Origin of the sequence: Arthrobacter humicola (assembly GCF_039531445.1) — a bacterium.
Lineage (GTDB): Bacteria > Actinomycetota > Actinomycetes > Actinomycetales > Micrococcaceae > Arthrobacter > Arthrobacter humicola.
In genome coordinates this window covers 329,497-349,976 of record NZ_BAAAQB010000006.1, presented here as the reverse complement: position 1 = coordinate 349,976, position 20,480 = coordinate 329,497, and the positions used below count along the sequence as shown (strand labels likewise).

The 20,480-nt window shown below is 67.0% G+C and carries 20 protein-coding genes; 8 read left to right on the top strand and 12 right to left on the bottom strand.

The features are described from left to right. The first annotated feature begins 126 nt into the window (after window positions 1-126). Window positions 127-939: an IclR family transcriptional regulator gene (locus ABD243_RS02575; RefSeq protein ID WP_344361721.1), complete on the top strand. Its 813-nt coding sequence runs from the start codon at window positions 127-129 to the stop codon at window positions 937-939. 36 nt (window positions 940-975) lie between these two features. On the opposite strand, the gene ABD243_RS02570 is transcribed toward ABD243_RS02575, so the two are convergent. After that, window positions 976-2,517: a PucR family transcriptional regulator gene (locus tag ABD243_RS02570; RefSeq protein ID WP_344361718.1), complete on the bottom strand. Its 1,542-nt coding sequence runs from the start codon at window positions 2,515-2,517 to the stop codon at window positions 976-978. Window positions 2,518-2,623: 106 nt separating this feature from the next. Between ABD243_RS02570 and ABD243_RS02565 the strand changes: the two genes are divergently transcribed. Further along, the gene (locus ABD243_RS02565) at window positions 2,624-4,159 is read left to right on the top strand and encodes a purine-cytosine permease family protein (protein WP_344361715.1); all 1,536 of its coding nucleotides are present in this window, start codon (window positions 2,624-2,626) and stop codon (window positions 4,157-4,159) included. Between the two features lie 132 nt (window positions 4,160-4,291). Here ABD243_RS02565 and ABD243_RS02560 read toward each other — a convergent pair whose 3' ends face one another. From ABD243_RS02560 to uriH, 4 genes are all read right to left on the bottom strand, one after another. Beyond that, window positions 4,292-5,389 (bottom strand): M20/M25/M40 family metallo-hydrolase, encoded by a 1,098-nt coding sequence (locus ABD243_RS02560; protein ID WP_344361712.1) that lies wholly within the window; start codon window positions 5,387-5,389, stop codon window positions 4,292-4,294. A 254-nt stretch (window positions 5,390-5,643) separates the two neighbouring features. Continuing rightward, window positions 5,644-6,600, bottom strand: coding sequence for a ribokinase (locus tag ABD243_RS02555; protein WP_344361709.1), 957 nt, complete (start codon window positions 6,598-6,600; stop codon window positions 5,644-5,646). Continuing rightward, entirely contained in the window at window positions 6,597-8,021 is a 1,425-nt protein-coding gene (gene uriT / locus ABD243_RS02550; RefSeq protein WP_344361706.1) for a uridine transporter UriT, read from the bottom strand. Before uriT ends, ABD243_RS02555 begins: the two co-directional genes overlap by 4 nt. Then, entirely contained in the window at window positions 8,018-9,040 is a 1,023-nt protein-coding gene (uriH, locus tag ABD243_RS02545; RefSeq protein ID WP_425547110.1) for a uridine-preferring nucleoside hydrolase UriH, read from the bottom strand. The genes uriT and uriH overlap by 4 nt, the downstream gene beginning before the upstream one ends. A 152-nt stretch (window positions 9,041-9,192) precedes the next feature. On the opposite strand from uriH, the gene ABD243_RS02540 reads away from it, so the two are divergent. Together ABD243_RS02540 and ABD243_RS02535 are read left to right on the top strand one after the other, a co-directional pair. After that, window positions 9,193-10,242 carry a LacI family DNA-binding transcriptional regulator gene (locus ABD243_RS02540; RefSeq protein ID WP_344361701.1) on the top strand — a complete coding sequence of 350 codons (1,050 nt, stop codon included), beginning with the start codon at window positions 9,193-9,195 and terminating at the stop codon, window positions 10,240-10,242. Window positions 10,243-10,299: 57 nt separating this feature from the next. Further along, window positions 10,300-11,499, top strand: coding sequence for a metal-dependent hydrolase family protein (locus ABD243_RS02535; RefSeq protein ID WP_344361698.1), 1,200 nt, complete (start codon window positions 10,300-10,302; stop codon window positions 11,497-11,499). Between the two features lie 36 nt (window positions 11,500-11,535). Here ABD243_RS02535 and ABD243_RS02530 read toward each other — a convergent pair whose 3' ends face one another. The 6 genes from ABD243_RS02530 to ABD243_RS02505 form a co-directional block, all read right to left on the bottom strand. Beyond that, complete coding sequence (locus ABD243_RS02530) at window positions 11,536-12,015, bottom strand: universal stress protein (RefSeq protein WP_344361696.1); 480 nt, start codon at window positions 12,013-12,015, stop codon at window positions 11,536-11,538. A 55-nt stretch (window positions 12,016-12,070) separates the two neighbouring features. Beyond that, on the bottom strand, window positions 12,071-12,493 hold the full coding sequence (locus tag ABD243_RS02525; protein ID WP_344361693.1) for an arsenate-mycothiol transferase ArsC: 423 nt from the start codon (window positions 12,491-12,493) through the stop codon (window positions 12,071-12,073). Between the two features lie 180 nt (window positions 12,494-12,673). Further along, the gene (locus ABD243_RS02520) at window positions 12,674-14,056 is read right to left on the bottom strand and encodes an FAD-dependent oxidoreductase (RefSeq protein WP_344361691.1); all 1,383 of its coding nucleotides are present in this window, start codon (window positions 14,054-14,056) and stop codon (window positions 12,674-12,676) included. Between the two features lie 135 nt (window positions 14,057-14,191). Next, on the bottom strand, window positions 14,192-15,199 hold the full coding sequence (gene trxB, locus ABD243_RS02515) for a thioredoxin-disulfide reductase (RefSeq protein ID WP_344361689.1): 1,008 nt from the start codon (window positions 15,197-15,199) through the stop codon (window positions 14,192-14,194). Between the two features lie 22 nt (window positions 15,200-15,221). Further along, window positions 15,222-15,641, bottom strand: a complete 420-nt coding sequence (locus tag ABD243_RS02510) for an arsenate reductase ArsC (protein WP_344361686.1) — start codon at window positions 15,639-15,641, stop codon at window positions 15,222-15,224. Window positions 15,642-15,895: 254 nt separating this feature from the next. Then, window positions 15,896-16,570, bottom strand: coding sequence for an arsenate reductase/protein-tyrosine-phosphatase family protein (locus ABD243_RS02505; protein ID WP_344361683.1), 675 nt, complete (start codon window positions 16,568-16,570; stop codon window positions 15,896-15,898). 45 nt (window positions 16,571-16,615) lie between these two features. Here ABD243_RS02505 and ABD243_RS02500 point away from each other — a divergent pair, with 45 nt between their 5' ends. The 4 genes from ABD243_RS02500 (at window position 16,616) to ABD243_RS02485 (ending at window position 18,664) form a co-directional block, all read left to right on the top strand. After that, complete coding sequence (locus tag ABD243_RS02500; protein ID WP_344361680.1) at window positions 16,616-17,356, top strand: aquaporin; 741 nt, start codon at window positions 16,616-16,618, stop codon at window positions 17,354-17,356. A 125-nt stretch (window positions 17,357-17,481) separates the two neighbouring features. Next, on the top strand, window positions 17,482-17,832 hold the full coding sequence (locus ABD243_RS02495) for an ArsR/SmtB family transcription factor (RefSeq protein WP_344361677.1): 351 nt from the start codon (window positions 17,482-17,484) through the stop codon (window positions 17,830-17,832). Between the two features lie 35 nt (window positions 17,833-17,867). Beyond that, window positions 17,868-18,353 carry a GNAT family N-acetyltransferase gene (locus ABD243_RS02490; protein WP_344361675.1) on the top strand — a complete coding sequence of 162 codons (486 nt, stop codon included), beginning with the start codon at window positions 17,868-17,870 and terminating at the stop codon, window positions 18,351-18,353. Between the two features lie 77 nt (window positions 18,354-18,430). Beyond that, on the top strand, window positions 18,431-18,664 hold the full coding sequence (locus ABD243_RS02485; RefSeq protein ID WP_116765379.1) for a hypothetical protein: 234 nt from the start codon (window positions 18,431-18,433) through the stop codon (window positions 18,662-18,664). Window positions 18,665-18,717: 53 nt separating this feature from the next. On the opposite strand, the gene arsA is transcribed toward ABD243_RS02485, so the two are convergent. Next, window positions 18,718-20,478, bottom strand: coding sequence for an arsenical pump-driving ATPase (gene arsA / locus ABD243_RS02480; protein ID WP_344361671.1), 1,761 nt, complete (start codon window positions 20,476-20,478; stop codon window positions 18,718-18,720). Window positions 20,479-20,480: the final 2 nt, after the last annotated feature.

The window sequence follows — 20,480 nt, the reverse complement described above, 5'->3', positions numbered from 1 at the left end:
GGCCCCGAATACAACATCATCGGCGCCTAACCGCACCACACCCCGACAAGGGACCGACAGCAAAAGCGGCGCCACATCCACCGTGGCGCCGCTTCCCGGCCCTCATACGGAATGATGGTAGACACCATGACCCCAGCAGAATCTCCCGAAACCACCGGCAACGGCGACACCAAGGGCACCTCCGTCATAGTCAACGCCATCGCCGTGCTGCGAACATTCACCGCCGACGAGCCACTGCTCGGCGTCACCGAGATCGCCAACCGGGTGGGCCTGCACAAGAGCACCGTTTCCCGGATCCTGGCCACCTTCGAACAGGAACACCTGGTGGAACGCGACCCGGAGAGCCGCCGCTTCCGGCTGGGGCTGGGACTGATCGCCGTCGCCGGACCGCTGCTGGCCGAGCTGGAAGAACGGCGCGTGGCCTACCCGGTCCTGCGCGAACTCACCGAACAGACCGGCGAAACCAGCGCCCTCATGGTGTGGAACGGCGCCGAATCGATGTGCGTGGAACAGATCGCCAGCCACCACCAGATCAAACACACCACCCCGCTGGGTGCCCGGTACACGGACGCCATGAGCGCCTCCGTTCAAGTGTTCCTGTCCGCCGAGCAGTCAGAACGTGTCCGGACGCTGCTGCGCAGCGGAGCGATCAGCTATCCGGGACTCGACGACGCCGGCCTGGACGGCTACCAGATCAAGCTCAAGGATGTGACCGTCCGGGGCTGGGCCATCAACTACGGCGAATCATCGATCGACGAAGTGGGCGTCGCGGCCCCCGTCTACGACCACCGCGGTGACATCGTGGCGGCCGTCCTGATCTCGGCACCCCGGTTCCGCGTTTCACGGGAAAGGCTGCAGAGCCTGGGGGAAGCATGCGCCGCCGCGGCCCACAAGGTCACCACACGCCTGGGCGGACGCGCGCCCCAGAGCAAGAACTAACGCGCCCGCACAACCGCACCCGCTTCCGCACCAGCCTCAACTGAGCCGGGCCAGCCTGGCCGCCAGATGCAGTGCAGCCAGCCGGCCCGTGGTGCGGGGGTCGCCGCCGCATAGATCGAAGATCCGCCGCAGCCGCTGGTGCATGGACTGCCGCTCCACGTGCAGCTCCCGGGCTGCGTGGGCCGTGTTGCACCCGGAATCCATCCACACCGCCAGTGTGTCGAGAAGTCGCGAATGGCGTTGCGCATCATGATCCAGGAGCGCGCCCAGTTGCTGGCGCACGAAGGTGCGCCGCTGATCGGGATCCAGAGACTGGACGGAGAGACGTTCCACTGCGAATGCCTCCGCGTCGACCACCGGATGGGGCCCGCCGCCGGGACCGGATTTTTCCCGCGAGGCGGCCAATTCCAGGGTGAGCTTGGCTTCGGACAGCGACCAGGGAGCGTCCGAGATTCCGGTCGCCAGTGGTCCCACCGCGGCCTGCATCCCATCTATGGCCGGAAGCTCCAGCAGGGCGGCCAGGAGCCTCTGCCGGCTCTCTTCCGGGGCATCCCCTGCCAAGCCGACTATTGCGAGAAGCTCGGCGTTGTCGACATAGCTCGCATGGAACCGTGCCGCCCGGGCCAGAAGCTGCTCCACCGACGAACGCAACTGTTGCGAGAGATCCGAGCGGACCACCACAGCCGCGAGCGGCGCGGAGGCCGGAATTCCTGCTGCCGAGGCCAGCTGTTGAAGCCTCCACGGCTGGCTGCCGGAATCCACCGCCCGGATCAAGGCAGCTCCCGCAACCTCCCGGAGCCCGGGCGACATCCGCTGCAGCATGGCCAGCGCCAGGATATCCACGGAACGTTTGCCGGCAGTCCGCGCGAGGTTCTCATCCTCGTCCGCCGGGACCCGGAGCACCAGCTGAGCCGCAAGGATTCCGCGCACGGGCACATCGATCCGGATCAGACGAGCATGTTCCTGCGGCGCGGGGATAGAGCCGCCGACTGTGTCGCCGACAACGGTGTTCTCTGGCGCTGCACTGGCCAGGGTCACACCTGTAAGGGAAGCGAGGGCCACCTCGGCGTGCGTGATTCCGGCGAGTACGGCCAGAATCCGGTCCAGGCTGCCGCCATGTGCCAGCTCAACGGCCATCGCGTGACTGGCTTCGTCTGCCCGCCGCAATTGGGACACCGACTCGCTGACCAGGGACGAGTTGATGGCCTGCATAACACTGACAAACGGCACCACCTTGCGGAGCTCGATCAGAGGAAGCCCGGCTGCCTCGGCGGCTGACACCATCAAGGACGGGAGCGAAGGAAGAGCGACGCCGGTTTCGATGGCCAAGGCCGCCACTCCCCGCTCTGCCAGCTGGTGGATGTAAGCGACCCGCCGGTCCTCAGAGGCGAGAGCGAGGGCCTCGCCTCCCGTCAGCAGAAGCTCACCGCCGTCGAGCAGGGGAGCGATGTCCAGAATCTCGCTCGAGTGCACCCACCGGAGCTGGGTCCGGGCAGCTCTGCTGCTGGCCGCCCGGACGACGGGATCGGCGGCCGCCAGCGTCGGGTGGTGCAGGACATCTTGAAGACGTATTGACATGACACTCCGTCGCGTAAAGCAACCATTAACTAGACACATCATATATAGGCGGATGTGGCATGTGCCACATAATCTTGAAGCACCCCAATCGCTCACGGAGGCTCCAATGCGTGAAAAATCCCCCTTGGTTTCGGCCGGCACCGCACCAGCGGCCAGCGAAGACCACGAAGCGTGGCTTCACCCCATCCCCGAATCAGAGCGCACCCGCAAGGTGTCCGGCCAGTTCTGGATCTGGGCCGGCGCCAACCTCGCCCCGATCAACTGGGTGCTCGGTGCGCTCGGCATCCAGCTCGGGCTGGGGTTCGCGGACACCGTCACCGTTCTTGTCCTTGGAAACCTGATCGGCATGCTGCTCTTCGGGTGCTTTGTCCTTCTGGGCCAAAAGACGGGAGCGACCGGCATGGTGCTGGCCCGCGCGGCCTTCGGGCGGCGCGGAAACTACCTCCCGGCGGCCATCCAGGCCCTTCTGGTGATCGGCTGGTGCGCAGTCAACACCTGGATCATCCTGGACCTGGTCATGGCGCTGTTCGGAACCTTGGGCTGGGTTGACCCGGAGGCCCACAACTATGCGTGGAAGATCGGCATCGCCACCTTCATCATGGCGGCCCAGGTGGCCATTGCCTGGTTCGGCTACAAGGCGATCGCCGCGTTCGAGAAATGGACCGTCCCGCCGACCATCATCATCCTGACCGTGATGTCGGCAGTGGCCTGGTTCGGCATGCAGATCAACTGGACCTACGCCGGCCCGGCAGGTCACATCCTGGAAGGCTCCGAACGCATCGCCGCGATGAGCGCCGTCATGACGGCCATCGGCATCGGCTGGGGCATCACCTGGTTCACCTACGCCGCAGATTACTCCCGCTTCGTCAGCACCTCGGTGCCCAAGCGCAAGGTCTACCTCGCTTCGGTGCTGGGCCAGTTCATCCCCGTCGTCTGGCTGGGCATCCTGGGGGCCAGCCTGGCCACCAACACCGGCGAAATCGACCCCGGAAAACTCATCGTGCTGAACTTCGGCGCGCTGGCCCTGCCCGTGCTGCTCATGGTGCTGCACGGCCCCATCGCGACCAACATCCTGAACATCTACACCTTCTCCGTGGCCACTCAGGCACTGGACATCTCCATCAGCAGGCGCAAGTTGAACCTGTTCGTCGGCGTCTTCTCACTTGCCGCCGTAATCTTCTTCATCTTCCAGGAAGATTTTGCCTCCGTACTGGATGCCTGGCTGATCGGGCTGGTCGCCTGGGTGGCCGCCTGGGGCGGAGTCATGCTGGTCCACTACTTCTGGATCGAAAAGCGCTGGCCCGGCAACCCTGACAGGCTCTTCGACGCCATCGGCACCAAACGCCTGCCGGGCGTGAATCCGGCCGGCATCGCCTCCCTGCTCATCGGCATCTACGCCACGTGGTTGTTCATGTACGGGCTGGTGCCGGCTATGCAGGGACCCATCGCCGTCGCCCTGGGCGGATGGGACCTGTCCTGGCTCGCCGGGGGACTGGCCAGCGCCGCGTCCTACGCCATCCTCGGCCCGCGGTTCCACCGCAAGTTCCTCGACGTTCCCGCCGTCAGCGAATTGACCATAGAGGTTGTCATGCCCCAGGCGACCGACCTTCCGGTCCCGAACACCACCCGCGCGGCCCTCTAGCGCGACAGGCAGGCGGAGGGAACGCCAGTGCGACCCGGAGCCGAAACCTAAGGAACTTATCGCAGTCAGGAAGCACAGGTCCCCGGCGCGGCCCCTCATCACGGGGTGGCCGTGCCGGGGACCTCTCTGCGCTTACGCGGGCTTGGCCATCGCGTAGGCCGCGGTGGCGTAGGCGAGGGCGCCGGACATGTCCTTGAGCAGATCCGGGTTGGTGTTCGCGATGGTGTCGCAGGCCTCGTGGTAGCAGGGATCCAGATGCTTGCCGGCCTCGCCGCCGTAGGCCTGGACCTGGGCCTGGGTTTTCTTCTTCTCATCGCCGGTGAACAGCCCGCCGCCCGGAATGCCGGCCGTCAGGAAGGCGTCGTAGTCGGAACCGCCATCGAAGGGCGTGGTTTCGGCGGGGAGCGAGTTCTCCTTGAAGAAGCGGAAGAAGATGTCCTCGATCGCCTTGGACCCGGCCGGCCCGGCGTGGCCGAAATCCGTACCGTCGCCGTCGTGCACGGACCGTACACCGTTGGGCGAGGCCACCATGTCCACATTCAGGTATGCCGGGGTCTGGCTGCGCTCCTGCGTGCTCAGCGAATCGACGTAGTGCTGGGACCCGTAGAGGCCGTCCTCCTCCCCACCCCAGAACGCAAACCGGACCCTATTGGCCGGCGTAATCCCGGACTCCTTCATCCACCGGGCGGTCTCAAGGACCGCTGCCACCCCGCTGCCGTTATCGTCAATTCCCGGGCCGTCCTTCACGGAATCCAGATGCGCGCCCACCACCACGGTGCGCTCGGCGCTGCCCTCCGTGTCGGCCAGGATGTTGAACGACTCCACCTTCGGCTTGCCCCGTCCCTCCCCTTTGAAGCTGAAGGTCTGCCGGACTGGTGAGTACCCGGCAGCCCGCAACTGCTCCTCGATGTAGCGGGCCGATTCCTCATACCCGGAGGTGCCCGAGGCGCGGTTGCCGCCATTGGCATCAGCAACCTGCTGCAGGGCCTTCAGGTGGTCCACCATGCCCCGGGACTTGAACGCGGCCAGCACCGTACGCGCGTCCACAGGACTCACCGGATCCAGCGGCGGAACAGCAGGCCGGGAAGGCGCAGCACTGGCGGATTTGGCGGGCTTGCTGCTCGCGCTGCCGGTCGGGGTGCCGGCCGCGGTCTCGGAGGTGCAGGCCGACGTCGAGAGCAGAATCACCGCGAGGACTGAGGGGAGGACGTGTTTGCGCAAAGTGATCATGCCGAGGAGCCCCATCATTAGTCGGTACAAGTTCGCTTGCTTTCCGGCCGAAAAGGTCAAGACGCTCGCCACTGACGCTCCAGTAAGTCGCGGCCGCCATCGCCCGGCAGATACTCCTATCCGATCGAACCATTGTGGGCCTTTCTGGGGTAAGTGCAACAGCGCCCTAGTTTGAAAGGGCTGTGCTGTGCAGCCGCTGGTTGCTCGGCCAAGCGGCCCCGGCCCTGTGGCGCTCCCAGCCAGCTGGGCGGCCGCTACGCCAGCATTGCCTCGACGTCCGCCACTTCCGGGTAGGCCGTTTGCGTCCCTTTCCTGGTCGCTGCCAGGGCGGCGGCGACCGAGGCGAAGGCGGCAGCGGCCGGGAGGGATTCCCCGGCAGCCAGGCGTGCCGCGACGGCCCCCGTGAAGGCGTCGCCGGCGCCGGTGGTGTCCGTGGCGTTGACCCTGGTGGGTTCAATCCGGGTGACGTGGCCCCCGGCGCCGGCACCCGAGTCCAGGACCACGGAGCCGTCAGCGCCCAAGGTGACCACAACGCGCTGCAGTCCGCGATCGGCAAACCTGCTCCGGACCGGCGCCCACGCCGCCGTGTCCGCGCCGGCGTCGGGCACGGCGGTGCCGCCCAGGAACAGCGACGCCTCGTGCGCATTCACGAGCAGAACGTCGCAGAGGCCGGCGAGACTCGCGGGGATCTCGGCGTAAGGCGACAGGTTGAGCAGGACTGTTGCGCCGGCGTCGTGCCCCAACCGGGCCGCCGCTTCAACGGTGTCGAGGCCAACCTCGAGGCACAGGCACACCACCGATGCGCGCTCGAACACGTCGGCTGAGCCGGCAACATCCTCCGGTGCCAGCGTGCCGTTGGCACCGGCCGAGATGATGATGTTGTTCTCACCGCTCGCGTCCACGGAGATGACGGCGACGCCGGTGGCCGCCTCGGGGGAGCGGCGGACGCGGGAGACATCCACGCCCGCCCCGGCGGTGGAGGCCAGGAGCATGGTGCCGTTGGCGTCGTCGCCGACCGCGCCGATCAGGACGACCCGGCCGCCGAGCTTGCTCGCGGCGACGGCCTGGTTGGCGCTTTTGCCTCCCGGGTTCACCGCAAAACCGTTCCCGTGCACCGTTTCGCCGGGAAGCGGTAGCCGCTCGCAGTAGATGGTCAGGTCCGCGTTCAGCGAGCCGACGACGACGATCGGGGCAGGGGTCGCGATGGTCACTTCGCCTCAGCTTCCACGGGCTTGGGAATCAGCAGTGAAGCAGCAAATGCCGCCACGGTGATGATAAGGCCCACCGCGATCGCGTTCAGGTAGGAAGCCTGGGCGTCGCCCAACGCGGAGGAGGCCACGAGCGCCGCCGGGAGGACCAGAAAGCTCAGGCCCGCACCCAGGTTGAACGCGCCGGCGTTCATGCCGGGGAGGAAGCCGGGGTTGCCTTCGGGGGAGAGGACAACGCCCAGGCCGTTGAGCATGATGTTGACTGTGCCCGCGTACATGATGCCCAGCAACGCTGTTCCGGCAATCATCATGGGCAGGCTGCTGAGGCCGAAGAAGGCAATGATGGCCAGGGCCACGACGCTGCCGGCCATGCCGATCCGCAGAACCTTGGTGTAGCCAAGAACCGGGGCCAGCCGGCCGGTAATCGGGCCGACGATCCAGCCCAGCAGGGCATAGGGGGTGAGGATGATCAGCGACATCTCGGTGGGGCCCACGCCGAAGCCGGGGGCAGTGGCCTGCACGTAGGCGGGAACGATCCCGTTGATGACCGCGAAGACGCCGGTCATCGTCAGGGTGGTGGTCAACAAGGGCGCCCAGGTGGAGCGCCGGCGCAGGTGCGCGGTTTCCACCATCGGCTGCGGGGTGCGCTTTTCCACGATCCAGAAACCGCAGAAGGCGATCGCGGCCACGGCGACCAGGGCGATGGCCAGGGTGAGTGTGCCGGCAGAAAATGCGCTGACCAGTTTCGAGGCTTCGTTGAGGGCGGTCAGCAGGGCGCCGACCGCGATCACGATGAAGAACACGCCGGGCCAGTCCATTTTGGTGCCGACTGCGGGCTTGCTTTCGCCGGCCAGGACGGCGACGAGAGCCGCGGCCAGGAGTGCCAGGGCGACCATGAGCCAGAATATGCTGCGGAACCCGAAGTGTTCGGCGAAGTAGCCGCCCACAAACGAGTCCACGCCGGCAACCCCGCCGTTGACGGCGGTGATGAGGCCCATCAGGGCGCCGTACTTGCGCGGGTCGCTGACGGCCGAGCGCAGCATGATCAGGCACAGCGGCACGGTGGGACCGCTGACCCCTTGGACGATGCGGCCGACGAAGAGCCACGTGATGTCCGGGGCCATGGCCGCGATCAGGGAGCCGACGGCCATCATCACCATCATGCCCAGCAGGATTTTCTTGCGTCCCACAATGTCGCTCAGGCGTGGCAGGAAGAGGGAGAACAGTGCTGCGGCGGTGAAGAACCAGGTCTGGGACAGGCCGATCACGGCCTGGTCCGTGTGCAGTTCGGTGCCCATCGTGACCAGGGCGGGGCTGAGCATGGAGGCGTTGAGCTGGAAGGCAACGCAGGCCGTCAGCAGTGCGGCGGTGAGGGCGGTGACGCTTCCGCGCGTGGTCTTGGGTTCGTAGGTCAGGGTGCTCATGAGTTGGCTGCTCCTGCGTCGACGCTGACGGCGGCGGACGGGTTCACGTCGCCGATGCGCACCAGGGCGTCCGTGACGAGGTTCCAGAATTTCCCGTGGTCGAGGTCCACGGCCACGGAGGTGTGGCAGTCCGCCGGCGCCGGGGCCCGGAAATCGGCCACGGTCATGCCGAGCGTCAGCTGGCCCTGCAGTTCGATGTTCACCGGCACTTTGCGGGTGGTCATGACGGTGGGATCGATGACGTAGGCCACCGCGCAGGGGTCGTGGACGGGAGGGTAGTCAAAGCCCTGGGCGTCCTTGTACGTCTTGGTGAAGAACTCCATCAGTTCCAGCACGAACTGGGCGGGCCGGGTGCCCACGGCAGCGATCTTTTCCACGACCTCGGGGGTCGCCAGGGCCTGGTGCGTGAGGTCCAGGCCCACCATGACCACCGGCCAGGGCTCGTTGAAGACGATGTGTGCGGCCTCGGGGTCGATGATGATGTTGAATTCGGACACGGCACTCCAGTTGCCCACGTGGTAGCCGCCGCCCATGAGGACGACTTCCTTCACGCGTTCCACGATGCGCGGTTCCTTGCGGGCCGCCATGGCGATGTTGGTCAGTCCGGCCGTGGGCACCAGGGTCACGGTACCCGGCTCGTGCGCCATGACGGTGTCGATGATGAGGTCGACGGCGTGGCGGGGGTCCAGTTCGATGTTCGATTCTGGCTGGGCGGGGCCGTCCATACCGCTCTCACCGTGGATGTCCGGGGCGGTTTCGATGCTGCGGACCAGCGGCCGATCGCAGCCGGCGGCGAAGGGGACACCGGTGATGCCGGCAATCGTGCCGACCGAGAGGGCGTTGCGGGTGACCCGTTCGAGGGTCTGGTTGCCGACGACCGTTGTGACGGCCAGGAGCTCAATGTCCGGGTTGCCGTGAGCCAGCAGCATGGCCACGGCGTCGTCATGTCCCGGGTCGCAGTCCAGGATGATCTTCCGGCGTTCCGGTTTCAAGGTGATGGGATCCACGTCTATCTCCACGTCGTTGGGGGTCCGCCGGGGCGGCGCACTAAAGCGTTCAGTGAGAGTTTGGCACTCTGCCGAGATATACGTCAAGCGCTTAACGTTCATGACGTCAAGCGCTTGATGTATTGCGGCGCATACATCCGGCTGCTCCCGGTTACGATCGAGGTATGGAATCCGGCGATCACGTGCAAGAACTTCGCGGGCGCACCCCGCGCGTCACTGCGGCCATGGTGGCCGCGCGGGCCGGGGTCTCCACCGCAACGGTCTCCCTTGTGGCCAACGGAAAAACCCGGGGGAGGGTGTCGGAGGACAACATTTCGCGGGTCCAGGAAGCCATTGCCGAACTCGGCTATGTGGTGGACAGCATCGGCAGTTCCTTGGCCAAAGGCATCAGTTCGATCGTCATTCTCGTGGCCCCGGACATCTCCAACCCGTTCTTCGCCAAGGTCATAGCCGGCGTCCGCGGCTCCCTGGGCGCCGACTACCAGCTGCTGCTCTCCGTCACGGACGCCGGGGAGTTTCCGCGCGTCGACGACGTCCGCCGGCTGCTGGCCCTGCGGCCGGCCGGGCTGCTGGTGGACGCGCCCAGCGCGGCGTTCCTGGACGAGCTGTCCGTCGCGGGACCGCTGGTCCTGCTGGACGCCCCGGGCCTGGAGTCCTTCGCCCCCTCGGTGAACCTCGACGTCGGCCATGGCGCCCGCCTGCTGGCCCGGCACCTGGCGGACTCCGGCCACAAACGGGCAGCGTACGTGGACAGCGTGACCGGCACCGCGACCTTCGAGATCCGCCGGGCGGCGTTCCTGGCCGAGTCCGCCGCACTGGGCGTCACCGTGGCGCCGGACCATGTCATCGGCACCACCATTGACGTGGGCGCGGCCGCGTCAGCGTTCGCGGCGGTGTGGCCGGCCTGGCAGCGGGACGGCGTGACCGCCGTCGTCTGCGCCACCGACACCCATGCCTACGGGGTGCTGCAGGAAGCCCGGGTGGCCGGTGTCCGCATTCCGCAGGAACTGGCCGTGGCAGGCTTCGACGACCTGCCGTACTCGGCCACGTCCAGCCCGGGTCTGACCAGCGTCCACCTGCCCGGCGACGCCCTGGGGGCCAAGGCCGGCGAACAGCTCCGCCGGCTCATGGAGGGCAAGGGCCTGGAAGAGTCCCAGCTGATCCTCCAAAGTTCACTGATCGTGCGCGGTTCCACGGAGCCGGCCGGCACCTAGGGCGCCGATCCGACGAGTTGCCGCAACCACCAACGTCCCTCCCGAGGAGTTGTCACCATGACCAACGCACCCTCTCTGACCATCCAGAATGCCCGGATCTTTGACGGACATTCGCCCGAGCTGGCGCGAGGATCCATCGTGTTCCGGGACGGGCTTATTCAGGAGATCGGCGACGTCATCCCCGAAGGTGAGGTGATTGACGCCGGCGGCAGGGTGGTGGTGCCCGGTCTCATCGATGCACATTTTCACGCGTACGCCGTGGGACTGGGCGGCCTTGAGGTTGAGCGCTCGCTCCTGAGCTACGCAGCCTTGGTGGGGGCGCGCCGGTTGGGCGCCGCAGTGCGGCGGGGATTCACTACCGTGCGCGATGTGGCCGGCGGGGACAGGGGGCTGGCCCGCGCCATCCATAGCGGCCTGGTCACGGCGCCGAGGTACTACTACACGGGCCCTGCACTCAGCCAGACCGGCGGCCATGGCGATCCTCGGTCCGCGGACCTGGACGTCTGCTTCGATCACGGTCACATGTGTGCCGTAGTGGACGGAGTGGACAATCTGCGCAAGGCAGTCCGTGAACGGTTCCGCACGGGAAGCCACGCCATCAAGATCATGGCCTCCGGAGGGGTCGTGTCCCTGACGGATCCCATCCGGCTGCCGCAGTATTCAGCGGAAGAAGTCCGGGCGGTGGTGGACGAGGCCACCCGGCGCAAGAGCTACGTGGCGGCCCATGCGTATTCGCCCGAGGCAATCAGGCATGCAGTGGAAAACGGGGTACGTTCCATAGAACACGGGAATCTCCTGGACCGGGACACCGCGCAGCTGATGGCCGAGCGCGGGAGCTTCCTGGTGCCGACGCTTGCCGCCTACGATGCCATGAGCAGAAGGGGAGCAGATCTGGGTCTGAACCCCGTATCCCAGGCCAAGAACGCCGAGGTACTTGAGGCCGGGAAGGTCGCTGTGGAACTGGCCCTGCAGGCCGGAGTCAAAGTCGGCTTCGGATCCGACCTGATGGGGGACCTCGAGGACGATCAGCTCGTCGGCATTCGGCTTCAGATTGAGGCGGCAGGCGTCCTGGAGACGCTGAGGTCACTGACCTCAGTAAACGCGGAACTCCTTCAGGATCCAAGCATCGGGGGCATCAGCTCCGGGATGGCAGGCGATGCCGTGATCCTGGATGGCGACCCCTTTGCGGACCCGGAAGTTCTCTGGGACCAGAACAGGCCGAGGACTGTCATCCACGATGGTCGCATCATCCGGTGACCCCCGTTTCCCGCTGCGGAACGGACGCGGGCGGGGCTACGCGGTGGTGTCCGGAATGATGAGGACCGGCCACTCCCGGCGGCTGACCAGGGCCGCGGCAACCGATCCTTCGAGGAGCCTGTCTATCCACGCCAAGGCACCAGGTCGCTCGGCGCCCACGACCAGCAAGGATGCGCCGACGTTGTCCGCCAGACGGCCAAGGGCCTTGGCGACGTCTCCGTTGAGGACGCGGAAGGACCACGACTCCCCGGGCTGTCCGAGGACCGCTTCAAGGTTCCGCAGCAGCTGCCCGGACGGAAAATCGGTCTCTTCTTTCACCACCGGGTCGAGTGAATGCGCCGTCCGGATGCCGTCCGGCTCCCATTCCGTCAGGAAACTGGAGGGGTCTACAAAGGCGCAGACAAGGTGCTGTCCCAGCCCGCTCGCGAGATCAGCGGCCGTGCGGACCAGATGCTCCGGAAACATCCACTCGACGCAGAGCACGATCGGACCGTCCGGCCAGGCCTCATCCGGCACGGGAATGCACACCCTCGGGGGCCAGTGTGCGGGATAGCGCCGGGACGGGCATGGCCTAGTTCCCAGTGAGCTCCGCATGCAGCTTCCGGACCCGGGCCTTGATATCGTCCCGGACCAGGCGCATGCGGTCCATGCCCTCGATACCGCGCTCGGCGGGTTCGTCCGTTTCCCAGACCTCGAAACGGGTGCCGTCGCGGGGTTCCAGTTTGGCTTCGGTGCCCAGGACGATCACGGCATCCACGGCGTCCAGGACCGCGTCGGTGACCGGTTTGGGGTGTTCACCCGTGATGTCGATCCCAAGTTCGGCCAGGGACTCCGCGGCCTGGGCGTTCAATGACGCACCCGGCTTGGTGCCTGCGGAATGGACGGTGATCCCGTCGCCGGCGAGCTGCTTCATGAGCCCGGCAGCGAGCTGGGACTTGCCGCCGTTCTTGCTGCAGACGAACAGGATGCTGGGCTTTTTCGCGGTTTGGGTCATGTGTCTAATTCTTCCTTGTCTGAGCCTGGGTTGTTGAGCAGTGCTGCTGTCAGTGTCTTGACCCGGTCATGGATCTCATCACCGATGATCCGCACGGCCGCGACGGGCAGGCCGGCCGGGTCTGCCAGCCGCGCACTAATCCGTTGCAGGACCTCGGTATTGTCCTGCAGCTGAACGAGGTCAGTTCTCGCCGGAGCGGCCGTGGGCCAGCCCGGTGGGGAACCCGACGAGCACAGGCTCAGGGGCTCCGCAGCATCCGCCGGAGGTTTCAGCCACGAACCCCGCAGTGGCAGCCGGGACGTCGCAGCTGGTGCCGATGTCCGAGGAGCAGACGCCGGTCTCGGGGAGTTCGAGCTGGACGGCGTCGGCCGCTTCCCGGTCCCCGGCCAAGGCCGCGGCGACGGAGCGGACCTGCTCGTAGCCGGTGGCGAGCAGGAAGGTCGGGGCGCGGCCGTAGGACTTCATGCCGACGATGTAGAAGTCCTGCTCGGGGTGGGCGAGCATCTTGCCTCCGTGCGGTTCCACGGTGCCGCACGAGTGGAATTCGGGGTCGATCAGCGGGCCGAGGTCACGCGGGGCCTCGACGCCCGGGTCCAGTTCCAGCCGGAGTTCCCGGAGGATGCCCAGGTCGGGGCGGAAACCGGTGGCCGGAACGACGACGTCGGCCTCCAGGGTGCGGCCGTCCGTGGAGGTCAAGGTGACGGTGCCGTCGGACACTGCAAGGGAGGCGATCCCGAAGCCGGTGTGAAGTTCCACGGCACCGGACTCGACGAGGCTGCGGAGCCGGCTGCCGAGTTGGCCGCGGGCGGCCAGCCCATCGGCGTCGCCACCGCCGTAGACCTTGGCCGCGGAGGCGCCGCGGATCGCCCAGACGATCTTCGTCCCGGGCACCTGGGCTGCGAGCTCGGCGAGGTTGAGGAGGGTGTTGGCTGCCGAGTGCCCAGCTCCGACGACGACGGCCCGGCGCCGGGCGAACGTCTCACGGTCGCGTCCCAAGACGTCCGGCAGGGGTGAGGAGACGTGGTTGGCCACGGCAGCTTCTCCCACGGCGGGCAGGCCCGAGGTTCCGAGCGGGTTCCGGGTGGACCACGTGCCGGAGGCGTCCATGACAGCTGCGGCCTGGTAGTCGCGGACTTCGCCGTCGGCGTGTTCGACCCGGACCACGAAGGGGGCGGTGTCGCGGTTCCGGCTGTGGGTCTTGTCCATGTCCTGCCGGGTCACTGCCACGACGCGGGCGCCGGTGTGGAGTCGGGACGCGATCGCCGGGAGCGCGGCGAGCGGGGTGAGGTACTGGTCGATGAGGTCCCCTCCGGTGGGCAGCGCCGTCGGCTCAGGTGCTTCCCAGCCGGTACGGGCGAGCAGGCGGACGGCGGCGGCGTCGGTGTTGTACTGCCACGGAGAGAAGAGCCGGATGTGGCGCCACTGCTCGATGGCGGCGCCCGCCGTCGGGCCGGCCTCGAAGATGAGCGGCTGCAGGCCGCGCTCGAGCAGGTGCGCTGCCGCGGCGAGACCGATGGGCCCGGCTCCGATGACAGCTACGGGAAGCGTAGTGGTTACAACCATGGTGTCCTCTTCATCCGGCGGGGTTGCGGTCCGGCACCCAACTAGCTCTCACTTAAGGCCGTTTTGAGGGCTCAAAACGGCCCCTGCTGCGAGCTAGTTGGGCAGGCCGGGAGGCGGGGTGCTGCGTGGTGCAGTTCAAGAGTGGGTGGGGTCCTCCACCAGGGCGGTGGCGATGCTGTCCGCGTCCTCGAGCGCGGCGAGATAGCGTTCCGCGTCGAGGGCGGCGGCGCAACCGGTGCCGGCGGCGGTGATGGCCTGGCGGTAGCGGTGGTCGACGGCGTCCCCGCAGGCGAAGACTCCGGTCAGGTTGGTGACTGTGGTCGGGGAGTCGACCTTGATGTAGCCCTCGGCATCGAGGTCCACCTGGCCGGACAGCAGTTCGGTGCGGGGCACGTGGCCGATCGCGACGAAGATCCCCGTGGCCGCCTGCTCACGTGTCTTCCCGGTGACGGTATCGGTCAGGGTGACGCCGGTGACCTTTCCGTTGCCGTGGATCCCGGTGACGGCGGAGTTCCAGGCGAAGCGGATTTTGGGGTTGTCCTTGGCGCGCTGGGCCATGATCCTGGAGGCCCGCAGCTCGTTTTTGCGCACGACGACGGTCACGGTCTTGCCGAAGCGGGTCAGGAACGTCGCTTCCTCCATCGCCGAGTCGCCGCCGCCGACCACGATGATGTCCTGGTCACGGAAGAAGAAGCCATCACAGGTAGCGCACCAGGAGACGCCGTGGCCACTGAACTTCTTCTCCTCCGGCAGGCCGAGCTCCTTGTAGGCGGACCCGGTGGCGAGGATGACCGCGGGCGCTTCATGGGCCTGCCCCGCAGCGGTGACCACGCGCTTGAGGTGACCGGTGAGCCGGACCTCGGTCACGTCGTCGAACACGACCTGCGCGCCGAATTTCTCGGCCTGCTGCTGGAGCCCGTCCATTAGCTCCGGACCCTGGATGCCGCCCGGGAAGCCGGGGAAGTTCTCCACCTCGGTGGTGTTCATGAGGGCACCGCCGGCGGTGACGGCTCCGGCGATGACCAGCGGCTTGAGGCCGGCGCGGGCGGCGTAGATGGCAGCGGTGTAGCCGGCAGGGCCGGATCCGATGATGATCAGCTGTTCTGTACTAACGATGTCGGCGGTGACGACGTCGGCGCTCATGGCGGTCCTCCTTGGGGGCCGTTTACTTGGCGGGGGCGAGGGAGGCGATCAGGTCCTCGATGCGCCCCTTGATCTCGTCGCGGATCGGCCGGACGGCGGCGACGCCCTGGCCGGCCGGGTCTTCGAGCTCCCAGTCCTCGTAGCGCTTGCCGGGGAAGATCGGGCAGGTGTCGCCGCAGCCCATGGTGATCACGACGTCGGATTCCTTCACGGCCTCGGTGGTGAGGACCTTCGGGATTTCGGCGGACATGTCGATGCCAAGTTCCGCCATGGCCTCGACGGCTGCGGGGTTGACCTTGTCCGCCGGGGCGGAACCGGCGGAGCGGACCTCAATCCGGCCCTGGCCGAGGGCGGTGAGGAACGCTGCGGCCATTTGGGAGCGGCCGGCGTTGTGGACGCAGACGAACAGGACGGAGGGCTTCTTGGCGGTTTCGGTGCTCACGGGGTTTCTCCTGGAATCAGTTGGGTGACGGGTGCGTCGCGGTCCGGTTGAGGTCCTGTGCCCGACACGTGCAGCGCTCGGCAGAACATTGATGATGATCGATGCAGAAAGTATCGGACGATAGATTGATGATTGTCAATATTTGCAAAATCGCCTTCACTGCCCCCGTCGGGCATCCCGGCCGGCGTTGGATGAACCGGCGGGACATGCCCCTTGTCCGCAGCGGGAAGGAGTGGGCGGTCAGGGTCGGGTAATCAGGCGGCGAGCACGCGCGGCGCGAGGTCATTGATCCGGTGGGCGATGTCATTGAAGGCGTTTTCGAAGGCTTCCTCGGTGCCCAGGCGCAGCGGATCCGGCACTGACCAGTGCACGCCGCCCAGTCCGGGCAGCTCCTCATGGGCATTGTCGCAGACCGTCACGACGAAGTCCCCGTCCCCTGCCACCTGCTCCAGGTTGCGGGGAGGAAGGTCGGCGAGGTCCACGCCGTGACGCCGGGCGACTTCGATGGCACCCGGGGCGATGCGGTCCGCGGGATGCGTTCCTGCCGACATGGACGGGATTTCGCTGACCTGCTGCCACAGTGCGGCGGCCAACTGGGACCGTGCACTGTTTTTCGTGCAGACGAACAGGACGCGGCGGGCCCCGTGTTCCGCGCCGGGCACCAGGCCCTCCAGGGCGCCGGCGGCAAGCCGGATGTAGCTGCGGCGCCTGTCGGCCTCGGAGCGGTGGCGGGTTGCCAGTCCGGCATCTTCCAGGGCGCGCAGGTGGTGGGACAGCAGATTTGACGGCATCCCCAGCTCTGCCTGCAGTTCCGTGGGGGAGAAGTCGCCCAGGGTCAGCAGGTCAACGATGCGCAGCCGCGCGGGATCGGCGAGGGCGGCATGTTTGGCTGCCCGCGCCCGAAGATCCTTGATTGCCTCAATATTCATTGATTCAATTTTGACTGAGTTAATTCTTTGGGTCAAGCTGTTGCCATGACTTCCCACCAACCGCCGCTGTGGCGTCGTGCCGTCGCTGAACTGCTCGGCACCAGCTTGCTCGTGATGATCGTCGTCGGTTCCGGAATCGCCGCCCAGCAACTCTCCCCCGGCGACGTTGGCCTGCAGTTGCTCCAGAACAGCACGGCCACGGCGCTGGGCCTGACGGTGCTGATTCTGGTGCTCGGACCCGTGAGCGGCGCGCATTTCAATCCTGTGGTCTCCCTCGCCGACTGGATTCTGGGTCGACGCAGCGGCGCCGGGCTGACCCTTCCCGAGCTTGTCACCTATGCGGTTGCCCAGACCGTGGGTGCGGTCATGGGCAGCGTGCTCGCGAACGCCATGTTCGAGGTGGGCACGTCCATCTCTGCCAAGGAGCGCGCAACCCCAGGTCATCTGCTGGGCGAGGTTATCGCTACCGCGGGTCTGATCCTGCTGATCTTCGCCCTCGCAGCCACCTCGCGCGGCGTGCTCGCCGCGCCGGCGGTGGGCGCCTATATTGGGGCCGCGTACTGGTTCACGTCCTCGACGTCGTTCGCGAACCCGGCGGTCACAGTCGGCCGCATCTTCAGCGACACCTTCGCCGGCATCGCACCGGCCTCCGTTCCCGGCTTCGTCGTGGCGCAGCTGGTCGGCACGGCAGTCGGCCTTGGCCTCCTCCTGATCCTGTTCCCCTCCGCGGCCCGCACCGCGGACGACGCCGTTCTCCCGCGCAGTTCCGAAACGGCCAGATCCTAGCCGTCGCCGCCCCTGGCGGGCCGACCCCCCTGCGTCTCCACCCCAACGCGGCATGCGCCCCAGCCACTCCCGCCCGGGGGCTCCCCTAACATTGATGATTGTCAATATCAAGGCATAATGGGTACATGAACTCCCTGCCTATACTCGAGCCGGCCACAGATGAATCCTGCTGCGCCCCGGCAGGAGTGCCTGCCTTGGGTGCTGAGGAGGCGAAGCAGAAAGCCCTGGTCTTCAAGGCCCTGGCCGATCCGAACCGGCTGCGGCTGCTCTCCATCGTCAAGGCTGCCGGAGCCGGGGAGGCCTGCGTCTGCGATCTCACCGAGCCACTGGACCTGGGGCAGCCCACCGTGTCCCACCACCTGAAGATCCTGGTCGACGCCGGCCTGCTGCACCGCGAGAAGCGCGGCACCTGGGCCTACTACTCCCTGGTTCCCGGCGCCATCGAGCAGACGGCCGGCATCCTGGCCTCCCTGTGAGTCGCAATTCGGAGCCCGACCTCACGATCCGTCCGATGCGGGAATCAGACTGGCCCGCGGCCCAACGGATCTACGGCGAGGGAATCGCGACCGGGCAGGCAACGTTCGAGTCCGCGGCGCCGGACTGGCCCAGTTTCGATGATTCGCGGCTCACCGACCACCGCCTCGTGGCGCAGGCGGTCGACGGCGGCGTCCTCGGCTGGGCGGCGGTCTCCGCCGTTTCCACCCGTCCTGTGTACTCCGGCGTCGTGGAACACTCCATTTACGTGTCCGAGGCCGCCCGCGGCCAACGGATAGGATCAGTCCTCCTCCGGTCCCTGATCGCCTCGACGGAAGAGCGCGGCATCTGGACCATCCAGGCGAGCATCTTTCCGGAGAACGAACCGAGCTTGAAGCTGCACCTCGCGCATGGTTTCAGGGTTGTGGGGCGACGGGAAAAGATTGCCCGCATGGCCCGCGGCCCTGCCGCCGGCCAGTGGCGGGACACGGTCCTGATCGAACGGCGCACACAGGCCCTTTAGTTCTTGCGCTGGGGGCACGGCGGGGGCAAAGGTAGTCCCCAAGAGCTGACATTGCGGCCGCGACCCAGGAGGACACCATGAATGCCAGGACTCCCACCACCGAGGACCGGCTGCGTGCCATGTTGGAGAACATCAAGGCAGCAACCGCCAACACGCGCCAGGCGATGGACGCCCCCGGCGATGAGGACTGGGTGCAGGACGGCGAGTCGGATGCTGAGTACCTGCGGGCGATCCAGCGTGACACGATTGCCAGGCTGGACGCCACCGCCCAGGACATCGAAGCCCTGCTGGCCGAGCGCCTGGGCGGCTAGCCGGGAAGGCAACGGCCCCGCCGCACACGGTGCGGCGGGGTCGTTGCGGCGGGTCAGGCAGGCTGGGTGCTGAGAGCGGTCAGCGCCGACAATCTGTCTTCACCCACAGGCTCTTCGGGCAGCATGGGAATGAGGGCGACCCGGTCTGTCAACGTTTGCACCTTCGCGATCTGTTCGATCTCGCTCGCGGCGCGGGCCCGCAGGAACGGCGACTGCGGGTGTGCGGCTGCGATCGAGTTGTTGATGACCCAAGCCCACGGATGGATGCCCGCCCTTTCCAGATCATCCTGCAGAACCTCGGCTTCGAGCACAGGTGTCGTCTCAGCCAGGGTGACGAGGACAACCTTGGTCTGTGCCGGATCCTGAAGCCGCATGAGCGGTGTCACGAACCCCATCGTGCCGCCGACCTGGCGGGAGATCTCGCGGTGGTACGACCCCGTGGCGTCCAGGAGCAGCAGTGTGTGGCCGGTCGGCGCCGTGTCGATCACCACGAAGTGGCGGCGGGATTCCTGGACCACCCTGGAGAACTGCCGGAACACGGCCACCTCGTCCGTGCACGGGGACATGAGGTCCTCGGCCAGCGCCGCGCGGCCTTCGTCGTCCAGGCTCCGGCCCTTGGTCTCCATCACGTGGCTTCGATATTCCTGGATGGCCGCATCCGGATCAATGCGGGAGACTTTCAGGCCCGGGGTGGATCCCTGCAACGTTTCGGTCAGATGGGCAGCCGGATCTGTCGTGGTCAGGTGGACCGGGTGTCCCCGTTTCGCGAGGGCGACGGCGATGGCGGCAGCGACTGTGGTCTTCCCGACCCCGCCCTTCCCCATGCACATCACGAGACCGTGGCCGTCGAGCTCCACTTCGTTCACCAGGGCAGCCAGCGGGGCATCTTCGACCTCGGCGTCCGCCGCCGCGCCGGGCGGCATGCCGGCCCCGGCGGCCGCGAACAAGGTCTCGAGGGCCGGAATACCGACCATGTTGCCCGGCTTCAGATCCAGAACGTCGCGCGGAAGGGCGGCAACCGAGCCGGGCATGGCGGCGACGGCGGCAGCTTCCCGGGCGCGCAGGGCCTGCGCGAGTTCCTCCTCGCCGGCAGCGGGCGGCAGGACGCCGTTGAGGACGACGTAACCCCCGCCGATGCCGATCTCGCCCAGTTCCCGATAGGTTCGCTCGATCTCCGTCAGGGATGATGTCTGCGCGCGGCTGACCAGGACAAGGCGTGTCCGGGCCGGGTCGGTGAGAGCCTGCAAGGCCTTGGCGTACACCTGCTTGTGCTTCTCGAGCCCTGAGAGGGGGCCCAGGCACGACGGATCTCCCTTTCCCGTCTCGAGGAAGTCGGTCCATGAACCGGGCAGTTGCAGCAGCCGGATCGTGTGGCCCGTCGGGGCGGTGTCGAAGACGATGTGGTCATACTCCGCGTAGGCCAGGTCGTCGGCGAGCAGGTTGGTGAACTCGTCGAACGAGGCGATCTCCGTGGTGCACGAGCCCGACAGGCCTTCAGCAATGCTGGCCAGTTCGGTCTCCGGCAGGAGGCCGCGCACGGGTGCGATGATCCGCTCACGGTAGGCTTCGGCGGCCTGCTCCGGGTCGATTTCCAGTGCGGAGAGTCCCGGCACCTCCTGGATGGGCGTGACGTTATTTCCGATGGTCACACCAAAGACCTGACCCACATTCGACGCGGGGTCGGTGCTGACCAGAAGCACGTGCATTCCCGCTCTTGCCAGGGTCAGGGCGGTCGCGCAGGCCACTGAGGTCTTGCCGACGCCGCCCTTTCCCGTGAAAAACACAAACCGGGGCAGGTTCTCAAGGAACTTCACGC

Bases quoted from the DNA above. Each gene is read 5' to 3' on its own strand.
- ABD243_RS02575 (WP_344361721.1), top strand. From the start codon at position 127: ATGACCCCAGCAGAATCTCCCGAAACCACCGGCAACGGCGACACCAAG.
- ABD243_RS02570 (WP_344361718.1), bottom strand. From the start codon at position 2,517: ATGTCAATACGTCTTCAAGATGTCCTGCACCACCCGACGCTGGCGGCC.
- ABD243_RS02565 (WP_344361715.1), top strand. From the start codon at position 2,624: ATGCGTGAAAAATCCCCCTTGGTTTCGGCCGGCACCGCACCAGCGGCC.
- ABD243_RS02560 (WP_344361712.1), bottom strand. From the start codon at position 5,389: ATGATCACTTTGCGCAAACACGTCCTCCCCTCAGTCCTCGCGGTGATT.
- uriT (WP_344361706.1), bottom strand. From the start codon at position 8,021: ATGAGCACCCTGACCTACGAACCCAAGACCACGCGCGGAAGCGTCACC.
- ABD243_RS02540 (WP_344361701.1), top strand. From the start codon at position 9,193: ATGGAATCCGGCGATCACGTGCAAGAACTTCGCGGGCGCACCCCGCGC.
- ABD243_RS02535 (WP_344361698.1), top strand. From the start codon at position 10,300: ATGACCAACGCACCCTCTCTGACCATCCAGAATGCCCGGATCTTTGAC.
- ABD243_RS02525 (WP_344361693.1), bottom strand. From the start codon at position 12,493: ATGACCCAAACCGCGAAAAAGCCCAGCATCCTGTTCGTCTGCAGCAAG.
- ABD243_RS02520 (WP_344361691.1), bottom strand. From the start codon at position 14,056: ATGGTTGTAACCACTACGCTTCCCGTAGCTGTCATCGGAGCCGGGCCC.
- trxB (WP_344361689.1), bottom strand. From the start codon at position 15,199: ATGAGCGCCGACGTCGTCACCGCCGACATCGTTAGTACAGAACAGCTG.
- ABD243_RS02505 (WP_344361683.1), bottom strand. From the start codon at position 16,570: ATGAATATTGAGGCAATCAAGGATCTTCGGGCGCGGGCAGCCAAACAT.
- ABD243_RS02500 (WP_344361680.1), top strand. From the start codon at position 16,616: ATGACTTCCCACCAACCGCCGCTGTGGCGTCGTGCCGTCGCTGAACTG.
- ABD243_RS02495 (WP_344361677.1), top strand. From the start codon at position 17,482: ATGAACTCCCTGCCTATACTCGAGCCGGCCACAGATGAATCCTGCTGC.
- ABD243_RS02490 (WP_344361675.1), top strand. From the start codon at position 17,868: ATGCGGGAATCAGACTGGCCCGCGGCCCAACGGATCTACGGCGAGGGA.
- ABD243_RS02485 (WP_116765379.1), top strand. From the start codon at position 18,431: ATGAATGCCAGGACTCCCACCACCGAGGACCGGCTGCGTGCCATGTTG.